This window comes from Martelella endophytica (genome assembly GCF_000960975.1).
GTDB classification, from domain to species: Bacteria; Pseudomonadota; Alphaproteobacteria; order Rhizobiales; family Rhizobiaceae; genus Martelella; species Martelella endophytica.
Map to the genome: position 1 here is coordinate 2,591,720 of NZ_CP010803.1, position 19,091 is coordinate 2,610,810.

The following is a 19,091-nucleotide window of genomic DNA, read 5'->3' on the forward strand; positions in this document are numbered from 1 at the left end:
CGCCTCACCCGGTGTGAGGCGGCGGCAGAGCTGCCTACTCGTCGCTCATCTTCAGCGCGGCGATGAAGGCTTCCTGCGGGATTTCGACCTTGCCGAACTGGCGCATGCGCTTCTTGCCGGCCTTCTGCTTTTCCAGAAGCTTGCGCTTGCGGGTGGCGTCGCCGCCGTAGCATTTCGCGGTCACATCCTTCCTGAGCGCCGAGATCGTCTCGCGCGCGATCACGGTGCCGCCGATGGCGGCCTGGATCGGGATCTTGAACATGTGCTTCGGGATCAATTCCTTCAGCTTCTCGCACATGTCGCGGCCGCGCTTCTCGGCGGCGGTGCGGTGGACGAGCATGGAGAGCGCATCGACAGGCTCGCCGTTCACGAGGATCGACATCTTCACCAGATTGCCGGCGCGATAGTCGGCGAGGTGATAGTCGAACGAGGCGTAGCCCTTGGAGATCGACTTCAGCCGGTCATAGAAATCGAACACGACTTCGTTCAGCGGCAGGTCGTAGGAGAGCATCGCCCGGTTGCCGACATAGGTGAGGTCGGTCTGGATGCCGCGGCGGTCCTGGCAGAGTTTCAAGATCGATCCGAGATGCTCGTCCGGCGTCAGGATCGAGGCCTTGATCCACGGTTCGCGGATTTCGGCGATCTTGACGACCTCGGGCATATCTGCGGGATTGTGCAGCTCGATCTCGCTGCCGTCCGTCATGGTCAGTTCATAGACCACCGACGGCGCGGTCGCGATCAGATCGAGATCGAATTCGCGCTCCAGACGCTCCTGGATGATTTCGAGGTGCAAGAGGCCAAGGAAGCCGCAGCGGAAACCGAAGCCGAGGGCGGCCGAGCTTTCCATCTCGAAGGAGAAAGAAGCATCGTTTAGGCGCAGCTTGCCGACGGCGGCGCGCAGATCCTCGAAGTCGTTGGCATCGACCGGGAACAGGCCGCAGAACACCACAGGCTGCGCCGGCTTGAAGCCCGGCAGCATCTTCTCGGTCGGGCGCTTGTCCTCGGTGATGGTATCGCCGACGCGGGTATCGGCCACTTCCTTGATGGAGGCGGTGATGACGCCGATCTCGCCCGGACCGAGCTCATCGACGACCAGCATCTTCGGGGTCAGAACGCCGACGCGGTCGACCGGATACTTGGCGTCGGTACCCATCATGCGGATGGTCTGGCCTTTCTTCAGCACGCCGTCGATGACGCGCACGAGAACCATGACGCCGAGATAGGTGTCGTACCAGCTATCGACCAGAAGCGCCTTCAGCGGAGCCTCCGCGCCCTTTTCCGTCTTCGGCGGCGGCAGGCGCTTGACGATCGCTTCCAGCACGTCGGGGATGCCGAGGCCGGTCTTGGCCGAAATCATCACGGCGTCTGAGGCATCGATGCCGATCACGTCCTCGATCTGCTCCTTCACCCGCTCAGGTTCGGCGGCGGGCAGGTCGATCTTGTTGAGAACGGTCACCAGTTCATGATCGTTGTCGATCGCCTGATAGACGTTGGCGAGTGTCTGCGCCTCGACGCCCTGCGATGCGTCGACGACGAGCAGCGAGCCTTCGCAGGCCGACAGCGAGCGCGAGACCTCGTAGGCAAAGTCGACATGGCCGGGAGTGTCGATCAGGTTCAGCACATATGTTTCGCCATTGTTGGCCTTGTAGTGCAGACGCACGGTCTGGGCCTTGATGGTGATGCCGCGCTCGCGCTCGATATCCATGTTGTCAAGGACCTGCGCCGACATTTCGCGCTCGGCAAGGCCGCCGCAGGCCTGGATCAGCCGGTCGGCAAGCGTCGACTTGCCGTGGTCGATATGGGCCACGATGGAAAAGTTGCGGATATGGTCGAGTGGAACGCGATCGTCATTTGTGCTCATGCGCGCGCATATAGCAGCGCGCGCGGTATCTTCAAAGCGAAATTGCGGGCCGAACCGCGAGATCGGCCCCCAAGCGCCTTGCGTCAGGCCGACTGGCGGTCGGTACTCACTTCACTCCTGCCATAGACTTCGACGCGGTTGCGGCCGTACTGCTTGGCATCGTAGACGGCGAGGTCAGCCTCCTTGAGCACGGCCTCGAAATCGGTGTTGCCGTCATGCGACGTCGAGATGCCGGCGCTGATGGTCAACTGGATGCGGTGTCCGTGATGTATGAAGACCGTTTCTTCAACTTTCGCGCGGATGGTCTCCGCGATCGTCATCGTCGCCTGCCAGGTCGAGGCCGGCAAGACTGCGGCGATCTCCTCGCCGCCATAGCGCACGACGAGATCGGCCTTGCGCACATGGGTGACGATGACCCGCGACACCTCCTCCAGCACCATGTCGCCGATCTGGTGTCCGAAACGATCATTGACCGATTTGAAGTGATCGATGTCGAACATGATCACCGAAAAGTCGATGCGGTCGCTTTCCGCTCGTCCTCGGATCTTTCCGCTGAAACGCTCCAGTGCGCGCCGATTGGCAAGCCGCGTCAGAGGATCAATCTCGGCGGCGGTCTGCAGCAGGATGAGGTTGTTGCGGTATTTCAGTTCCAACGAGAGGACTATGCCGAGAAGAACAATGCCGAGGAAATCCATTCCGACCAGATAGGGGGCGGCAGAAAGCAGGACTTTCATGGCGAGGTCCGGCGGCAGCAAGGCGAGCGCCAGCAGATGGATCGTGCTTGCAAAGCCCAGAATGCTGAAGCTGACGAGATCGCGTCGCTGCGTGAATATCCGGGCATGGACAATGCCGACGAGGCCGACGATCAGAATGCCGGCAATTCCGGCATAGGCTCCGACGCCACCGAGGAATGCGCGCACTGCGGCCGCCATCGACATCGCAACGATTGCAGCGACCGGGCCACCGAAAGGTGCGGCAAGCGCCACCATCACGGCGCGGGAATCGATCAGGATGCCGGGTGCCAGCTCGCTCGGATGTACCATGCCAGCAATCGCCCCAACCCCGAAGACGATGCCGAGCCAGAACGGGCTCGGGCGGCTTGTCCCAGAAAGGCGCAGGACGACTGTGAAGACGATGACGATGATCGAGATCAGCCCGAGGCCCGAAAGCATGCTTTCAACGATTTGACGCGCAGTTTCCATGATATTCCCTGATCGGCTGAGTTGCCGCCGTTCCATCCATTGGGCCGGAAACTAGCATTGGTGTCCGGCAAGCGGGCGTATCCGAAAGGATAGGGATGAGGGCATTGGCGTAATCGGTTCAGCCGATTGCGGGCTGTGGACGGGAAGGCGGAGAAGGCTTGACTCTCTTATAATAGAAAGGAATGATCTGATAATGGATGAAGCCGCCGTTGATCTTTCCATCGCCGAAAACCTGAAGCGCTTGCGTGCCGCAAGAGGTCTGACCCTTGAGGGGCTTTCGGAGCGTTCAGGCGTCAGCCGGGCGATGATTTCGCGCATCGAGCGGGCCGAGGCATCGCCGACGGCTTTGCTGCTGGCCAGGCTCTGTGCGGCGCTGGGCACCTCGCTTTCGGCCTTCTTCGCCGATGCCGACAAGCCCGTCGATCCGCTCTCGCGGTACGCGGACCAGCCGATATGGCGCGACCCGGAGACCGGCTATATCCGCCGGGCGGTCTCGCCACAGGGCATCGGCCCGGATGTCGATATCGTCGCCGTGACCTTTCCCGCCGGCGCCCGCATTGCCTTTCCGCCGGAGCCGGCTGCTGCCGGAGCCAGCCAGTATCTCTGGCTGATCGAGGGAGAGATCGAAGTCACGATAGAGGATCAAGACTACCGCCTGGGCTCCGGTGACTGCCTTTTCATGGAAATCGCCCTGCCGCACGTTTTCTCCAATTCCACCAACGAGGACGCCCGATATGCGATGGTTATCCATCGCGGCGGGCGCTGATCGAAAGGAAGACCCGCATGACTGAAATCCGCCTGCTCGATGCGGATGCGCTTGAAGCCGCACTGCCGGCAATGGTCGCGCTCCTGGAAGACAGTCTCGATGACAACGCCTCGATGGGCTTCATGGCGCCCTTCGATGGGCCTTCCGTGCGGAAATTCTGGCAGCAGACGGCCGCGGGCATCCGCTCCGGCAGCCACATCCTGTTTATCGCCGAAGAGGCTGGCGAGATCGTCGGCACGGTGCAGGTGGGCTTTGCGCAGAAGGCCAACCAGCCGCATCGCGCCGACCTGATGAAACTGATCGTCCTGCGGTCTGCGCGCGGCAGGGGGATCGCCAGACGTCTGATGGAAGCAGCCGAGGCCGAGAGCCTGCGCCAGGGTCGCTGGCTGCTGGTGCTCGATACGGCGACCGGATCGCCTGCAGAAGCGATCTATCCGCGGCTCGGCTGGAACCGGGTCGGCGAAATCCCGCTTTACGCATTGAATCCAGACGGCTCATATTGCGGATCGACCTATTTCTACAAGAAGCTGGTCGCCTGAAGGTTAGCCGGTGCCACCGCAACCGGCACAGGCCGGGTTGCGGGAAAACACCGCTATCCGCTTGTTTTTACGCAATTCCAGGAATGAAACCGGTATTCACCCTGCCTTCAAACGCGCTAGAACAGTGACCATGCCGCCGGTTCCGGCGGGAGAAAGCGAGAAAGGCGAGGGCAATGCGGGTCATCTATTCCGAAGATCACAAGTTCCGGGATGCGAAAACCGAACTTCACGGCGGCGAACTGGTCAGGCCGTTCGAAGGACCATTCCGGGCGGAGTGGATATTGGCCGCGCTGAAGGAAAAGGAGTTTTCCGAGATCGTGGCGCCCGAAGCGCACGATCTTTCGGTGCCGCTCAAGCTGCATGATGCCGGCTATCTCGAATTTCTGGAAACGGTCTGGGAACGCTGGATCGCCGCCGGCTTCACCTCCGAGGCGATCCCGATTTCCCTGCCGGTGCGGCGCTCCTACAAGGCCCGCCCGCCGCGCAACATCGACGGGCTTCTCGGCTATTATGCCAACTCGGTGGAGACCTCTATCACGGAGGGCACCTACAGGGCCGCGATTGCCGCCAAGGACTGCGCTCTCTCCGGTGCCGATCATCTCGCCGCCGGCAACCGGTTCGCCTTCTCGCTCTGCCGGCCGCCGGGGCATCATGCGGGTATTGATCTCTTCGGTGGCTACTGCTTCCTAAACAATGCCGCGATCGCCGCCCAGCGCCTGCTGGACAAGGGGGCGGGAAAGGTCGCCATTCTCGATGTCGACTTCCACCATGGCAACGGCACGCAGGATGTCACCTATGAGCGGGATGACATCTTTTTCGCCTCGCTGCATGGAGATCCGGACGATGCCTTTCCCTATTTCTGGGGGCATGCCGAGGAGACCGGGCGGGGCAGGGGCGAAGGCTTCAATGCCAATTTCCCGATGCCGGCCGGAACGGCCTGGCCAGCCTATCGCGAGGCGCTTGCGGCGGCCCTCGGGCGCATCGCCGATTTCGGGGCCGAGGCGTTGATCGTTTCGCTCGGCGTCGATACCTTCGAGAAGGACCCGATCTCCTTCTTCAGGCTGAAAACGCCCGACTATCTGGAAATGGGCAGGATGCTCGCCGCCACAGGATTGCCGGCTCTGACGGTTATGGAAGGCGGCTACGGCGTGCCGGAAATCGGGTACAATGTCGCCAATGTGCTGATCGGCATCGAGGCCGAGTAGAACCGCCTCCAGGTTGCAGGTATCTCGATATACCCGTTCATCTTCGGTTCAGCCGCCAGAGCGTAGTTAATGGCACAAAGGGGCGGGGTCCGTCCCGATCGGAGATAGAGAGATGATCAAGGCAGCAGGCAAAGTTCTGACCGCGGTGTTTGCCGCGGGCTTCATTGCTTCGGCGGTCGTTCCGGCGCAGGCCATGCCGGTTGGCGGCTTTCACGGCGGACATGGTCCGGGCGGTTTCGTACATCAGGTGGGCGGCCCCGGTGGTGGTGGCCATCACGGCGGTGGCGGCCATCATGGTGGTGGTGGCGGTCATCATGGCGGTGGCGGACATCACGGTGGCCCTCCGCCGCACGGCTATCACGGCGGCTACGGGCCGCCGCCGCGCGGTCCCTGGCGCGGCCCGCCTCCCAGTCCCTGGCGGGGTCCGCCGCCCGGACCGTATTTCGGCCCCGCTTATGGGCCCGGCTGGTATGGCGGCTGGGGTGGTCCCGGTCCGATCATCACCTTCGGCGCCGGGGCGCTGATTGGCGGTGGCATCGCTGCAGCGACTCAGAACAACAATACGGTGGTGGTGCCGAGCACCGGCATCAACCCGAAGCATTATCAGTGGTGTGAGGATCGCTATAAGTCCTACCGCGCTTCGGATAATACCTTCCAGCCCTATAACGGGCCCCGTCAGCAGTGTTACTCGCCCTACTACTGAGCGAGAAAGGGATGCGTTGACCGCATCGATATCAATTGCTTGCATGAGAAATATAGAGGCCGCCTCCCTGCGAGGCGGCTTTTTTGCACCCGAAAGGCCGATTCAAACGTTAACCAATCACTAAAACAGTCGTTAATCCTGAGTTCAGGTAGAAAGTTTTAGCTTCAGGCTGTCAACAACGCCAGGGAGCCCAGACGGGTTTCGGCGAAGAAGCAGAAACAGGAGACAGAGATGTTCAACACGGCAAAGAAAATGGCGGCCACCGCGATTGCGTCCGCGCTTGTGGCGGCGAGTGTTCTGCCTGCAGAAGCCATGCCGATCGTCAAGGCACCGGCTGGCGACAGCAGCAATGTCCAGACCGTCCAGTATCACGGTGGACCGAACTACCGTCGCTACGATGGCCGCGGCCATGGCAAACGTTACAATAACGGCTACAACAACCACTATCACGGCCATCGCCCGCCTCCGGGCCCGCCGCCGCGTCGCGATTACGGCTGGGACGGCGACAACTGGGTGCCGCTCGCCATTCTCGGTGCTGGCGCGCTGATCATCGGTGGTGCGGTTGCCGCCGGCAATAACGCTCCGCGTCAGCGTGTTAGTGGCCTCAATCCGAAGCACTACGCATGGTGCGAGCAGCGTTATCGCTCCTATCGTCCTTCGGACAACAGCTTCCAGCCCTATCACGGGCCGCGCGAACAGTGCCTTTCGCCCTACTATTGATCGGCACGGATAATCGCATCAAGAACCCCGGTGGCTTGGCCATCGGGGTTTTTCGCGTTCAGGGCTTCGTCAGGAAGGCAACCGCCTCGACATGGGCACTCCAGAAGAACTGGTCGATCGGCGTGACGCCCTCGATGCGGTAGCCACCCTCCGTCAGAATGGCGAGATCGCGGGCAAGCGTTGCCGGATTGCAGGAAACCGCGACGACGCGCGGCACCTTGGCCTGGGCCAGTTCGGCCGCCTGCTCCTTCGCGCCGGCGCGCGGCGGATCGAAGACGAGGCCATCATAAGGGGCAAGCTCGCGCGGCATCAGCGGCCGGCGGAAGAGATCGCGCCGCTCGGTCGTGACCGGCTTCAGGCCCTGCCGGTTGCGCACCGCCAGATCGAGTGCGGCAAGCGCCGGGCCGTCGAATTCCACCGCATGCACCTGCGATTTCGCCGCAAGCCGCAGCGCGAAGGTGCCGAAGCCGCTGAACAGGTCCGCGACCCGTTTGGCGCCCTTGAGGTGAGAGGTGACGAGTTTGGCCATCGCCGACTCGGCTTCCTGGGTTGCCTGGGCGAAGCCCGCCGGCGGCGGCTCGACCTTGGTGCCGGCGATATTGAGCGCTGGCTTGACCGGCTCGACGACGATCTCGTCACCGATCGCAAGCCGGGCGATGCCCTTGACCGTCATCACCGCCCGCACCGCGGCCTGGCGACGTTTTTCCGAAGGGGCCTTGAGGCCGGAAAAGGAGATGTCGAGACCCGTCTCGGTCTCCAGCACGGCGATGTGGAAAGGCTCGCTGTCGCTTGCCAGGATGCCTGCCAGAAGTTTGACCGCCGGCAGCCGTGCGAAAAGCGACGGCGCCAGCACCGGACATTCCTCGATCGCGACGATGTGGTGGCTTTCCGGGCTCGAAAATCCGAGCAGGATGCCCTGTTCTGTGCGCCGGGCCGAAAAGCGCGCACGCCGGCGTTCGCCGGGGCCAGACGTCACGAGCGGTGCCACCGGCGGCGTCAGGCCATGGGCGGCGAGCGCATCGACCACGACCTGCCGCTTGAAGGTGCTGTAGGCCTCAGCTTCCAGGTGCTGCAGCGTGCAGCCGCCGCAGGTGCCATTTTTGCCGTCGGGGCCGAAATGGCGACAGGCGGGCGCGATCCGTTCGGGCGCCGGCTCCAGCAGCGACAGCATCACCGCCCGGGACTTCTCCCGCGCCACCGTCACTCGTTCGCCGGGAAGCGTGAAGGGGACGAAAACCGGTGCGGCGCCGGTCTCGGCAACGCCGTCGCCTTCCTTGCCGAGCCTGTCAATGGTGAGCGTTTCCGCGGCCATGGGGATTTATTCCTGTTCTTTGGCTCGCCCGGGCTTGCGGCCGGCGAGCAGATATTCGCGGTTGCCATCGCCGCCTTCGATGGGCGAGGCGGTGATGCCGAGGCTCTCCCAGCCCTGATCCGACACAAGCCACTGTTCGAGCTCGCGCGCGATGACCGGGCCGAGATTTGCGTCCCGCAGCAGCCCCTTCTTGCCGATATTCTCGCGGCCCGCCTCGAATTGCGGCTTGACCAGAAGCACGCAGGTGGCACCCGGCTCGGCGAGCGAAAGTGACGGGGGAAGCGCCAGCTTCAGCGATATGAAGGACACATCCGAAACGACGAAGCCGATTTCGGCATCGCCGATATCGTCGCGCGTCAGGTTGCGAGCGTTGAGGCCCTCGATATTGGTGACGCGCGCGTCATCGGCAATGCGCGCCGCCATCTGTCCGTGGCCGACGTCGATCGCCGTGACATGCCCGGCGCCTCGCTCCAGCAGCACCTCGGTGAAGCCGCCGGTGGAGGCGCCGATATCGAGCGCGTTCAAACCTTGTGGCGACAGCCCGAAATGATCGAGCGCTGACACAAGTTTCAATGCAGCGCGCGAAACATAGGCGCCGGCAGGGTCATCGACCGCGATGTCCGCGTCCGGTCTGACTGTGGTACCCGCTTTGCGAACGACGCGGCCATCGACCGTCACCGTTCCACGCTCGATCGCGTCGCGCGCCCGCGAACGGGTATCGAAACGGTTGAGGCTGACGAGAAGCTGGTCGAGGCGCATCGGGTTCATCGGCGTTCCATGCCGGTTTTCCGGTGCCGAGGCAAGCCTTAGCCGATTGTGCCGGTCGAGATGCCGCTGTGGCCCAGCGCCCGGAACACGGTGTTGACGATGCCGTCGCGGTCGAGGCCGGCCTTCTTGTACATCACTTCGGGCTTGGCCTGTTCCATCCAGACATCGGGCAGCACCATCTGGCGCACCCGAAGCCCGCTGTCGAGCAGGCCCTCATTGGCGAGGAATTGCACCACATGGGCGCCGAAACCACCGGCGGAGCCTTCCTCGATGGTGACGAGAACCTCGTGATGGGCGGCAAGCTGGCGGATCAGGTCGTGGTCCAGCGGCTTGGCGAAGCGGGCATCGGCAACCGTCGTCGAAAGTCCCGCGGCCGAAAGCACGGTCGCGGCCTCGCGACATTCTGCAAGCCGGGTGCCAAACGACAGCAGCGCCACCTTGGAGCCCTCGGCAACAATCCGGCCCTTGCCGATTTCGAGGATTTCGCCGCGGGCGGGAAGCTCGATGCCGACGCCCTCGCCGCGCGGGTAACGGAACGAAATCGGACCATCGTCATAGGCGGCAGCGGTGCGCACCATGTGCATCAGCTCCGCCTCGTCGGCAGCGGCCATCACCACGAAACCCGGTAGGGTCGAAAGATAGGTGGTGTCGAACGAGCCGGCATGGGTCGGCCCGTCGGCACCGACGAAACCGGCGCGATCGATCGGAAAACGGACGGGCAGGCCCTGGATGGCCACATCGTGGACGACCTGGTCGTAGCCCCGCTGCAGGAAGGTGGAGTAAAGCGCGCAGAAGGGCTTCATGCCTTCGGTGGCAAGGCCGGCCGCGAAGGTCACGGCGTGCTGCTCGGCAATGCCGACATCGAAGCAGCGCTTCGGAAAGATGTCCTCGAACTTGTCGAGACCGGTGCCGGCCGGCATCGCCGCCGTGACCGCGACGATCTTGTCGTCGTGGCGAGCTTCCTCGATCAGTCCCTTGGCAAACACCGACGTGTAGCTCGGCGCGTTCGGCTTGGCTTTTGCCTGGTGGCCGGTAACGACATCGAAGCGGCTGACGGCGTGGCACTTGTCTGCTGCGGCCTCCGCCGGAGCATAGCCCTTGCCCTTCTGGGTCACGACGTGGATCAGCACCGGGCCTCGGGCATTGTCGCGGGCGTTGCGAAGCACCGGCAGGAGATGATCGAAGGAATGGCCGTCGATCGGGCCGATATGATAGAAGCCGAGCTCCTCGAACAATGTGCCGCCGGTGACGAAACCGCGCACATGGCCGACGGCGCGCGAGATCGCGCGGTCGATGGAGCGGCCGAGATAGGACGTCAGACGCCGCGAGAAATCGCGTACCTCGAGATAGGTCCGGCCCGAGGCGAGACGGGCGAGATAGGCGCTGAGCGCGCCGGTCGGGCGCGCGATCGACATGTCGTTGTCGTTGAGGATGACGATCTGGCGGGCGCCGATGGCGCCGGCATTGTTCAGCGCCTCGAAGGCCATGCCGGCCGACATCGCGCCGTCGCCGATCACCGAGATGATGTTGCGCGGCGTGCCGGAAAGCTCGGAAGCGACCGCCATGCCGAGACCCGCGGAGATCGAAGTGGAAGAGTGCCCGGCGCCGAAGGGATCATATTCGCTCTCGGCGCGGCGGGTGAAGCCGGAGAGGCCGTTTTCCTGGCGCAGCGTCGTCATCCGCTCGCGCCGGCCCGTCAGGATCTTGTGGGGGTAGCACTGGTGCCCGACGTCGAAGATCAGTCGGTCGTCCGGGGTGTTGAAAACCTTGTGGATCGCGATCGTCAACTCGACCACGCCAAGCCCTGCGCCAAGATGGCCGCCGGTGCGCGAGACCGCCTCGATCATCTCCGCGCGCACCTCATCGGCAAGCTGCGGCAGGTCGCGGTCCGGCACGTCCCGGAGGTCGGACGGCGCGGCGATACGATCGAGAATGGAGGTTTTGGACGGTAGCGTCACTTCTTATGCCTCATGCGCAGCTATGCGCCGGTTCTGTTGGTTCAACCGTTTTAGCCAATATCAGCGTTCGGGCAAAGGAACAAATTCTTCCTCGTCGCCCGGGACGACACCGAAACGGCCACGGCGCCAGTCTTCCTTGGCCTCCTCGATCCGCTCCTTCGAGGAGGAAACGAAATTCCACCAGATATGGCGCGGCTTGTCGAGGGCGGCGCCGCCGAAGAGCATGATGCGACACCCTGTCGGTCCGGCGCCCTCGATGACGATCGGGTCCTTCGGCGAGAGGACAAGCAACTGCTCCTGACCGAAACGGTCACCGGCCACCGTCAGTTCCCCTTCCAGCACATAAATCGCGCGCTCCTCGTGTTCGGCGGGGAACTGGAAACGAGCGCCGGGGCGCAGAGCAATGTCGACGAACAGCGTGTCGGTAAAGGTCTTCACGTCGGCCTTCAGGCCGCAGAAATTGCCGAGCACGACGCGGCCGGCAACGCCGTTGTCAGAAATCGTCGGCAGGGCGTTCTTCTCGGTGTGGCCGAAGGCAGGGTCGGTTTCCTCGTCGCTTTCCGGCAGCGCCAGCCACGTCTGAACCCCGGAAAGCGCGTGCGGACGCAGGCGCAGATCCTCCGGCGTGCGCTCGGAATGAACGATGCCGCGGCCCGCCGTCATCAGGTTGACGTCGCCTGGGCGGATCACGGTGTGATTGCCGAGCGTGTCGCGGTGGCCGATCTCGCCCTCGGTCAGATAGGTGACGGTCGAGAGCCCGATATGGGGATGCGGCTTGACGTCGAGCGCCTCGCCATGGCCACCGAAGCGCGCCGGTCCCATCCGGTCGAAGAAGATGAACGGCCCGACAAGCCGGCGCTTGATCGTCGGCAGCGCCCGGCGCACCTCGAAGCCACCGATGTCGCTTGTGCGCGGCACGATGATCTGACTGACGGCGTCGCAGGAAGCGGCATCGCCGAATTCAGGATCTTTTCCCGGAAAGAATGACATCTTTGACGTTCCCGGCGCCGCTTTGGCGCGAAAGAGATAAGGCTCAGCCCTGGTCGAGCGGCTCTGTGCCGGCCGGCCTGCCCTCACGGTCGAGGCGGATTTTCTCGACACGGGCCTCGGCTGCGTTCAGCAGTTTTTCGCAATGCTTCTTCAGTTCCTCGCCGCGGGCGTAGATCGCGATCGATTCGTCTAGCGCCACGTCGCCGCGTTCCAGCCGGGCGACGATGCGTTCGAGTTCGTCGACGGCGCGCTCGAAGGAGAGCCCGGAAACCGGGGGCAGGGGGGCTTGTTCGCTCATGTCAGTCCTCGTCGGCGCATTTCGATTGCCGCCTTGCGTGCGGCTTTTCCGGCAAGGTAATAGCTCGGGCGGCGATTGCAAGCGATGAACCGCACGGCTGGCGAAGCCGCCAACCCGGCTGCGGCGTTCACCATGGGCGAATATCGCCATGGCATTCAGGCTGGAAAGGTTCTATAGAACCCGAAAGGGCCGCTCTCCCGGCGGCCTCAAGCGTATGCGTTCGCTCAGCGGCAAGCGAGAGAGTTAAGGTGTTGGCCGATGGATGAAAGGCAACCGGACCGAACGGAAATCCGGGTTCCCTACCGCGATATCGACATGCATGGCCGCATGCACACCGCTGCCTATATCGAGCATGCGGAAGAGGCGCTGGCGCGCTTCTGGCGGTTCCGGCCCGAAGTCCGCAATGAACCGGCCTATGTCGTGCGCAAGGTCGGCTGCACCTTCTATCGAGGCCTGCGCAACGGCGAAGTGGCGCTCCTGACCGTGCGGGCCGCCAAGATCGGTGGCAAGTCCGTCGGCTTCAACGTCGCGGTCCAGACGGGCAACGAGATCGCCGCCGAGGTCGAACTTCTGTGGACGGCCGTCCACGCCGAAAGCGGCGAGCCGGCCCCGCTGCCGGAGGCGACGCGGGACTGGCTTTATTCCTACCTCAGCTAGAGCGTTTCCAGGAAACGCGCAAAAACAAAGAGATAGAGCGCTTTCGCGATTCGAATAAAAGCGGGAGCGATCTAGAGATCGGCGCTGCTGCCGGCCTTTTTCGGTAGCAGCGGATAGCCAAGCATGACGGCGCGCGCTGCAAGTGCTGCAAGCCCGGCCTTGATCAGGTCACCGGGCAGGAAGCCGATGCTGGCCGCCGTTGCTCCCGAAATACCCATGCCGACACCGAAGGCGAGCCAGGCGATGCCGAGGAAATATTCGACGACGATGCCGCCGGCGATCGCGGCGATGAAGAAGCCGACCGTCTGCCGCAGCGGGCTCTGGTTTTCCGCAGCCTGCTCGGCGAAGGCGCCGCAGACGTAGGCGGCGGGCAGGAAGCCGATCAGGAAGCCGGCCGTCGGGCTGACGAAGGTCGCAAGGCCACCGCGGCCGCCCGAGAGCACCGGAAGGCCAATCGCAACCAGCACGAACAGCAACAGCACGGCGAGCGCCCCGCGCTTGCGGCCGAGAACCAGTCCGGCCAGCATGACGCCGAGCGTCTGCGCGGTGATGGGCACGGGCGAGAAGGCTAGCGGGATCGGCGGCAGGATGCCGAGCGCCACGATGATGGCCGTGAACAACGACACGAGAACGAGGTCGCGAGAGGTCATTTTCTGTTCCTTTTCTCTGCGGTGCCGCGAATGCCGCGGGCATCGATGGCATCGGCGATACTGTCCGCATCCTTCAGCGTCAAGATGATCAGCGGCACGATGGCGCGGGTCGGGCGAAAGCGGATGCCCCGCGCCTGGTGCGCATCGCGGATGGCTCCATACCGCGCGAGGATATCCGGGACGAAGCGGATGACAAGCCCCACGGCAAGCCCGATATCGGCCGCCCGCACGAGGCCTGCCTTTTCCAGAGGCCTTGCGGCACTGGTGACGGTGTCGATGAAAGCGGGCACGGGGGTCGACGCGGTGATGGCGGCCGCCAGCAGCATCAGCGCCGTCAGCCTGATAACGGAGAGTGCGGTCAGCTGCCATGGGTTGAACAGCAGGCCGAAGCCGCCGACGAGCAGAATGGCGAAGGCAATCGGCAAAAGCCGCGCGAGCGCCTGCTTCGGCCGCATGGGAAGGGTGAAATAGACGATTGCGGCGACGGCCAGGAAACCGCCGGTGACGGCCAGGCTGGCGCTGAAGAAGATCGCGATGCTGAAGGCGAGAAGCACGGACAACTTTACCCCCGCGGGCAGGCGGTGGAGCAGGCTGTTTCCCTCGACATAAAGCGACTGCATCAGCGGTTCATGGCCTCGTATTCGCCGATCACCGCGTCGGCCGGCCCATCCGCGATCAGCCGCGCCTCATGAAACAGCAGCACGCGTTCGAACCGGGAAAGCGTCGCAAGGTCGTGCGAGATCGCGATCACGTCTTCGGAAAGCGCGTCGATCGTCTCGGCCACCCGACGGCGGTTCTTCAGGTCGAGCTGGTTGGTCGGCTCGTCGAGGATGACGAGCGAGGGGCGTGTCGCCAGCACCGCGGCAAGCGCTGCGAGCTGCAGTTCGCCGCCGGAGAGTTCATGCGAACGGCGCTTGCCGAGATGAGAGATGCCAAGCCGGGAGAGCGCCTCTTCCGCACGCACCGGAATGTCGGCCTTTGCCACGCCGCGCGCCTTCAGCCCAAGCGCGATATCATCTTCGACGATCGGCAGGATGATCTGGTTCTGCGGCGCCTGGAACACATAGCCGGTGTCGGCCAGAACGCCGTCGGCATCGTCGACCGTATCGCGGCCGTTGACGCGGACCCGCCCCACGCTTGGCTTCGTCAGCCCGTTGATCAGCCGAGCGAAGGTGGTCTTGCCCGAGCCGTTCAGGCCGATGACGCCGATGCGGCGACCGGTGAGCGTCAGGCTCAGCCTGTGGAGCGCCGTGCGCCCGTCATAGGCAACACCGGCCTGGTCGAATTCGATATGCAAGGGCTTGGGTTCCGTCTCGTCGTTCGCCTCGGTTTCCTTATAGGCATGTCTTTCGCCGGCGCAAAGCTTTCGATGTTCTTATTTTGTCCGAATCGCTCTAGGCTCCGCCCATGACCAGAACGATTTCCAACAGCGATGCACGGCGCGTGTTCATGGCGCGGCAGGGGCTTTCCGGAGCGCCCGGACGAGCGATGGACCAGGCGGCGCTTCTGGCGCTGATCGAGCAGATCGGCTTCGTGCAGGTCGATTCGATCCGCACCGTTGAACGCGCCCATGACATGATCCTCTATTCGCGCAACCAGACTTTTCGCCGCGAGCATCTGCAGGCGCTGCTGGAAAGCGATCGGATGCTGTTCGAGCACTGGACCCACGACGCCTCGTTCATTCCCGTCCGCTTCTATCCCTACTGGAAACACCGTTTCGCCCGCGAGGAGGCGAAGATCCGCAAGCGCTGGAGCAATTGGCAGGGGGAGGGCTACGAACGCGAGTTCGAACAGACCTACGCCGCGGTGAAGGCCAACGGGCCAGTGTTTGCCCGTGACCTGAAAGCGGAGGACCATGTCTCCGGCGGCTGGTGGAACTGGCATCCGGGCAAGACCGCGCTGGAATATCACTGGCGCACCGGCCGCTTCTCGATCTGCCACCGGGTCAATTTCCAGAAAGCCTACGATCTCTCCGAGCGGGTCATCCCCGACGCCTTCCGTCTGCCGGAGGTGCCGCATGATGAATTCGTGGACTGGGCCTGCCGGGCCGCGCTCGAACGGCTCGGCTTTGCCACATCCGGCGAGATTGCCGCCTTCTTCGCGCTGGTGACGCCGCAGGAGGCGAAGGACTGGGTAGACGAAAACCGCGATATCCTGACCGAGATCGCGATCGAGACGGTGGAGGCCGGTCGCCCGAGGCGCGCCTTTGTCTTGACCGATGAACTCGAGACGCTCACCGACGTACCGACGCCGCCCTCGCGCATCCGGGTGCTGAGCCCGTTCGATCCGCTGTTGCGCGACCGGGCGCGGGCGGAGCGGCTGTTCGGCTTCTTCTATCGCATCGAGATCTTCGTGCCGGAGCCGAAACGCCAGTACGGCTATTACGTCTTCCCGCTGATGGAAGGCGACCGGATGATCGGCCGCATCGACATGAAGGCAGACCGCAAGCGCTCGACGCTCGATGTCAGGAAGCTGTGGCTGGAGCCGGGCGTGCGCGCTTCGGCAGGGCGCTTCGAAAAGCTCGATGCCGAACTGACGCGCCTCGCGCGATTCACCGGTGTCGAGCGGGTGGAGTATCTGCAGGGCTGGCGCGACGCCTGAGGGAAACCTGCTAGAGAAGCTTGAATTCCAGCATGATCGTGTCCTGCAGCGGCGAGGCGTTGTCGTCGGAGACAAGGATCAGATGCAGCGAGCCGTCGGCCATCGGCAGCAGCGCCATCCCTTCCATATTGTCGATATGGTGCTGGCCGCCGTTCGCCTGCATGATCACCGGACCATCAACGACAGCACCGGCTCGGATCGCATCGCCGTCGATCAGGCGGATGCGCATGGCGACACCGGCAAGCAGAGAGAACCGTCGTTCCAGGATGAGAAGATTGCCATCCGGCAGATAGGCGGCATCGGTGACATCGAACCCCTGCCGCTTGACCACCTTGAAGATGCCCTTGCCGCGGCCCTCGACGATCGCGGCAAAGAGATTGCCGTCCGTGTCGATGCTCTGCTCGGCGATCACCACGGTGCGGCCGTCGGCATTCGTCGCCAGCGCTTCAAACGAGCCGTTGCGCCTCAGCTCGTAGATCGGGATCAGGAAATCGGGACCGGGTTTGGCGGTCGCGGTATCGTGGCCCTTCAGCGGATAGCTGTCGATGCGATGTTTGCCCTCGAAGCCGACGAGCAGTCTGTTGCCGGCGATGGTGAGGCTTTCGGCATCCATGCCGCTCTTGCCGGCGTGCACGCCTTTGGCGTTCTTCATCGCCGTGACGTCAACGTCGGTGAGGCCGGAGAGCCGTCGGTTGGCATCACGGGTGATCGAGCCATCGATCCAGTAGCCGTCATCGGCGACTGCGATGAAGCTGCGGTTATCGGGCAGGAAACGGATTGCCGATATCGAATGCAGGCCGGACAGCGTCATCCCGCCGAGATATTCGAGCTGACCGAAGCGAATCTCGTTGGTGACCGTGCCGAAATGCTCGATCGGCGTCGCCGAAACGGCAACTTCAGATGCCGTGGCCGGCGCCGAAAACAGCGCCAGCGCAAGAAGCCATGCTGCGCGCTTCATCGTGCGCGGCGTCGGGCCGGGCCGCCGGCGGCCTGTTCCTCGAACAGGGCGGCGAGCTGGTCGGTCATCGCGCCCGCCAGCTCATCGGCGTCGACGATGGTGACGGCGCGGCGATAGTAGCGGGTGACATCGTGGCCGATGCCGATCGCAAGCAGTTCCACCGGCGACTTCGTCTCGATCTGTTCGATGACGGCGCGGAGATGCCGTTCAAGGAAATTGCCCGGATTGACGGACAACGTCGAATCGTCGACCGGCGCGCCGTCCGAGATCATCATCAGGATGCGGCGCTGCTCGGGCCGGGCCATCAACCGGTCATGCGCCCAGATCAGCGCTTCGCCGTCGATGTTTTCCTTCAGCAACCCTTCGCGCATCATCAGACCGAGATTGGCGCGCGAGCGCCGCCACGGTTGGTCTGCGGACTTGTAGACGATGTGGCGCAGGTCGTTGAGGCGCCCCGGCGTTGCCGGCTTGCCATCCTCCAGCCACTTCTCGCGCGACTGTCCGCCCTTCCAGGCCTTGGTGGTGAAGCCGAGGATCTCGACCTTCACGCCGCAGCGCTCCAGCGTGCGCGCCAGAATGTCGCCGCAGGTGGCGGCCACCGTGATCGGGCGGCCGCGCATCGAGCCGGAATTGTCGATCAGCAGCGACACCACGGTGTCGCGGAACTGGGTGTCACGCTCCATCTTGAAAGAGAGCGGCTGCATCGGGTCGATGACCATGCGCACCAGGCGCGCGGTATCGAGATAGCCTTCCTCGAGGTCGAAATCCCAGGAGCGGTTCTGTTTGGCCATCAGCCGCCGCTGCATCCGGTTGGCAAGCCGGCCGACGGCACCCTGAAGGTGAGCGAGCTGCTTGTCGAGATGGGCGCGGAGCCGCGCCAGCTCCTCGGCATCGCAAAGCTCCTCGGCGGTCACTTCCTCATCGAACTCGTCGCAATAGACGCGGTAGTCGACCTTCTCGTTGAAGTCGTCGAAGGGCGTGTTCGGACGCTTCGTCTCGCCGGCAACTTCCGAGTCGGGATCGGTGTCTTCGTCCATCTCGGTATCGGCGACTTCGGCGCCGTCGAGCTCGCCCTGATCCATCTCCTCGTCGGCGTTGTCGCTGTCTTCGGCAGGCGCGGAGTCGTCTCCGGCCTCTTCTTCCATTTGCTCGTCGTTCTGCCGCTCGGAGCGGGGTTGATCCTCGTCGGAGACTGTGTCCTCGTCTTCCTCGCTGTCCATGTTGTCGTCGAGATAGTCGTCCGCCATCTCCATCGATGACAGCATCGAGCGGACAACACGAGCAAAGGCGTTCTGGTCCTCCAGCGCGTCGCCGAGCTTGTCGAGGTCGACGCCAGCCTTTTCCTCGATGAAATCGCGCCAATAGTCGAGCACGTGGCCGGCCGATTCCGGCGGCTTTTCGCCTGTCAGCTTCTCGCGGACCAGCATGGCGACGGCCTCGGAGACGGGCGCGTCCTCCTTGCGGTCGATCGCGGAAAAATTGGCCTTGTCGTATTTCTCGGCATGCATGGCGGCAAGGTTTTTCGCCATGCCGGGCATGCGCTTGGCGCCGATGGAATCGACGCGCGCCTGTTCGACCGCGTCGAAGATCGCCTGCGCATCATTGCCGCCGGGCGACATCTGTGCATGCGTCACCGGATTGTGACAAGACATCCTGAGCGCCATGGAATCGCCAAGCCCGCGGACAACGGCGAGTTCGCTCGCGGTCGGGCGCTTGGAAAATTCCGGCAGCCGGATCTGGTTGCCGCTCATCCCCGGACGATCGCGCGAGAACACGACCTCCGCCTCCCGCTCGCCCGAGACCGCGCGCACACAGCCCGAGACGGCGCGGTGCAACGGCTCCAGATCGACGGGAGCGTAGGGGTTCGATTTGTGATTGTCGCCGGGACCGGCCATGGGTCTTT

Annotated in this window: 19 protein-coding genes; 7 read left to right on the forward strand and 12 right to left on the reverse strand. The window is 63.7% G+C overall.

The window, feature by feature from the left end:
- Nucleotides 1-34: 34 nt before the first annotated feature.
- Nucleotides 35-1,861, reverse strand: a complete 1,827-nt coding sequence (gene lepA, locus TM49_RS11765; RefSeq protein WP_045681460.1) for a translation elongation factor 4 — start codon at nucleotides 1,859-1,861, stop codon at nucleotides 35-37.
- 83 nt (nucleotides 1,862-1,944) lie between these two features.
- Nucleotides 1,945-3,063 (reverse strand): diguanylate cyclase, encoded by a 1,119-nt coding sequence (locus tag TM49_RS22650; protein ID WP_052699821.1) that lies wholly within the window; start codon nucleotides 3,061-3,063, stop codon nucleotides 1,945-1,947.
- A 193-nt stretch (nucleotides 3,064-3,256) separates the two neighbouring features.
- Here TM49_RS22650 and TM49_RS11775 point away from each other — a divergent pair, with 193 nt between their 5' ends.
- The 5 genes from TM49_RS11775 (at nucleotide 3,257) to TM49_RS11795 (ending at nucleotide 6,996) form a co-directional block, all read left to right on the forward strand.
- A complete protein-coding gene (locus tag TM49_RS11775) occupies nucleotides 3,257-3,829 on the forward strand; it encodes a helix-turn-helix domain-containing protein (RefSeq protein WP_045681461.1) in 573 nt (190 codons plus the stop codon).
- Between the two features lie 17 nt (nucleotides 3,830-3,846).
- A complete protein-coding gene (locus tag TM49_RS11780) occupies nucleotides 3,847-4,368 on the forward strand; it encodes a GNAT family N-acetyltransferase (RefSeq protein ID WP_045681463.1) in 522 nt (173 codons plus the stop codon).
- Between the two features lie 173 nt (nucleotides 4,369-4,541).
- The gene (locus TM49_RS11785) at nucleotides 4,542-5,573 is read left to right on the forward strand and encodes a histone deacetylase family protein (RefSeq protein WP_045681466.1); all 1,032 of its coding nucleotides are present in this window, start codon (nucleotides 4,542-4,544) and stop codon (nucleotides 5,571-5,573) included.
- A 112-nt stretch (nucleotides 5,574-5,685) separates the two neighbouring features.
- Nucleotides 5,686-6,276 carry a BA14K family protein gene (locus tag TM49_RS11790; protein ID WP_052699822.1) on the forward strand — a complete coding sequence of 197 codons (591 nt, stop codon included), beginning with the start codon at nucleotides 5,686-5,688 and terminating at the stop codon, nucleotides 6,274-6,276.
- 231 nt (nucleotides 6,277-6,507) lie between these two features.
- The gene (locus TM49_RS11795; protein ID WP_052699823.1) at nucleotides 6,508-6,996 is read left to right on the forward strand and encodes a BA14K family protein; all 489 of its coding nucleotides are present in this window, start codon (nucleotides 6,508-6,510) and stop codon (nucleotides 6,994-6,996) included.
- 58 nt (nucleotides 6,997-7,054) lie between these two features.
- Here TM49_RS11795 and TM49_RS11800 read toward each other — a convergent pair whose 3' ends face one another.
- The 5 genes from TM49_RS11800 to TM49_RS11820 are packed head-to-tail and all read right to left on the reverse strand — an operon-like array spanning nucleotide 7,055 to nucleotide 12,322.
- Nucleotides 7,055-8,308, reverse strand: coding sequence for a class I SAM-dependent RNA methyltransferase (locus TM49_RS11800; RefSeq protein ID WP_045681468.1), 1,254 nt, complete (start codon nucleotides 8,306-8,308; stop codon nucleotides 7,055-7,057).
- A gap of 6 nt (nucleotides 8,309-8,314) precedes the next feature.
- A complete protein-coding gene (locus TM49_RS11805; RefSeq protein ID WP_082074903.1) occupies nucleotides 8,315-9,067 on the reverse strand; it encodes a TlyA family RNA methyltransferase in 753 nt (250 codons plus the stop codon).
- Nucleotides 9,068-9,114: 47 nt separating this feature from the next.
- Complete coding sequence (gene dxs / locus TM49_RS11810) at nucleotides 9,115-11,034, reverse strand: 1-deoxy-D-xylulose-5-phosphate synthase (protein ID WP_045681471.1); 1,920 nt, start codon at nucleotides 11,032-11,034, stop codon at nucleotides 9,115-9,117.
- A 60-nt stretch (nucleotides 11,035-11,094) separates the two neighbouring features.
- The gene (locus TM49_RS11815; protein ID WP_045681472.1) at nucleotides 11,095-12,024 is read right to left on the reverse strand and encodes a pirin family protein; all 930 of its coding nucleotides are present in this window, start codon (nucleotides 12,022-12,024) and stop codon (nucleotides 11,095-11,097) included.
- Between the two features lie 43 nt (nucleotides 12,025-12,067).
- Complete coding sequence (locus tag TM49_RS11820; RefSeq protein ID WP_045681474.1) at nucleotides 12,068-12,322, reverse strand: exodeoxyribonuclease VII small subunit; 255 nt, start codon at nucleotides 12,320-12,322, stop codon at nucleotides 12,068-12,070.
- A gap of 258 nt (nucleotides 12,323-12,580) precedes the next feature.
- Between TM49_RS11820 and TM49_RS11825 the strand changes: the two genes are divergently transcribed.
- Nucleotides 12,581-12,979, forward strand: coding sequence for an acyl-CoA thioesterase (locus TM49_RS11825; protein ID WP_045681476.1), 399 nt, complete (start codon nucleotides 12,581-12,583; stop codon nucleotides 12,977-12,979).
- 71 nt (nucleotides 12,980-13,050) lie between these two features.
- Here TM49_RS11825 and TM49_RS11830 read toward each other — a convergent pair whose 3' ends face one another.
- The 3 genes from TM49_RS11830 to TM49_RS11840 are packed head-to-tail and all read right to left on the reverse strand — an operon-like array spanning nucleotide 13,051 to nucleotide 14,926.
- Nucleotides 13,051-13,629: a biotin transporter BioY gene (locus tag TM49_RS11830; RefSeq protein ID WP_045681478.1), complete on the reverse strand. Its 579-nt coding sequence runs from the start codon at nucleotides 13,627-13,629 to the stop codon at nucleotides 13,051-13,053.
- Nucleotides 13,626-14,249, reverse strand: coding sequence for an energy-coupling factor transporter transmembrane component T family protein (locus TM49_RS11835; RefSeq protein WP_045681480.1), 624 nt, complete (start codon nucleotides 14,247-14,249; stop codon nucleotides 13,626-13,628). Before TM49_RS11835 ends, TM49_RS11830 begins: the two co-directional genes overlap by 4 nt.
- A complete protein-coding gene (locus TM49_RS11840; RefSeq protein WP_045681482.1) occupies nucleotides 14,249-14,926 on the reverse strand; it encodes an energy-coupling factor ABC transporter ATP-binding protein in 678 nt (225 codons plus the stop codon). The genes TM49_RS11835 and TM49_RS11840 overlap by 1 nt, the downstream gene beginning before the upstream one ends.
- Before the next feature lie 110 nt (nucleotides 14,927-15,036).
- Here TM49_RS11840 and TM49_RS11845 point away from each other — a divergent pair, with 110 nt between their 5' ends.
- On the forward strand, nucleotides 15,037-16,230 hold the full coding sequence (locus TM49_RS11845; RefSeq protein ID WP_045681484.1) for a winged helix-turn-helix domain-containing protein: 1,194 nt from the start codon (nucleotides 15,037-15,039) through the stop codon (nucleotides 16,228-16,230).
- 10 nt (nucleotides 16,231-16,240) lie between these two features.
- Here the strand turns inward: TM49_RS11845 and TM49_RS11850 are convergent, their stop codons facing one another.
- Together TM49_RS11850 and cobT are read right to left on the reverse strand one after the other, a co-directional pair.
- Entirely contained in the window at nucleotides 16,241-17,188 is a 948-nt protein-coding gene (locus tag TM49_RS11850) for an esterase-like activity of phytase family protein (RefSeq protein WP_045681486.1), read from the reverse strand.
- Nucleotides 17,185-19,083 carry a cobaltochelatase subunit CobT gene (gene cobT / locus TM49_RS11855; RefSeq protein ID WP_045681487.1) on the reverse strand — a complete coding sequence of 633 codons (1,899 nt, stop codon included), beginning with the start codon at nucleotides 19,081-19,083 and terminating at the stop codon, nucleotides 17,185-17,187. The genes TM49_RS11850 and cobT overlap by 4 nt, the downstream gene beginning before the upstream one ends.
- Between the last annotated feature and the right edge of the window lie 8 nt (nucleotides 19,084-19,091).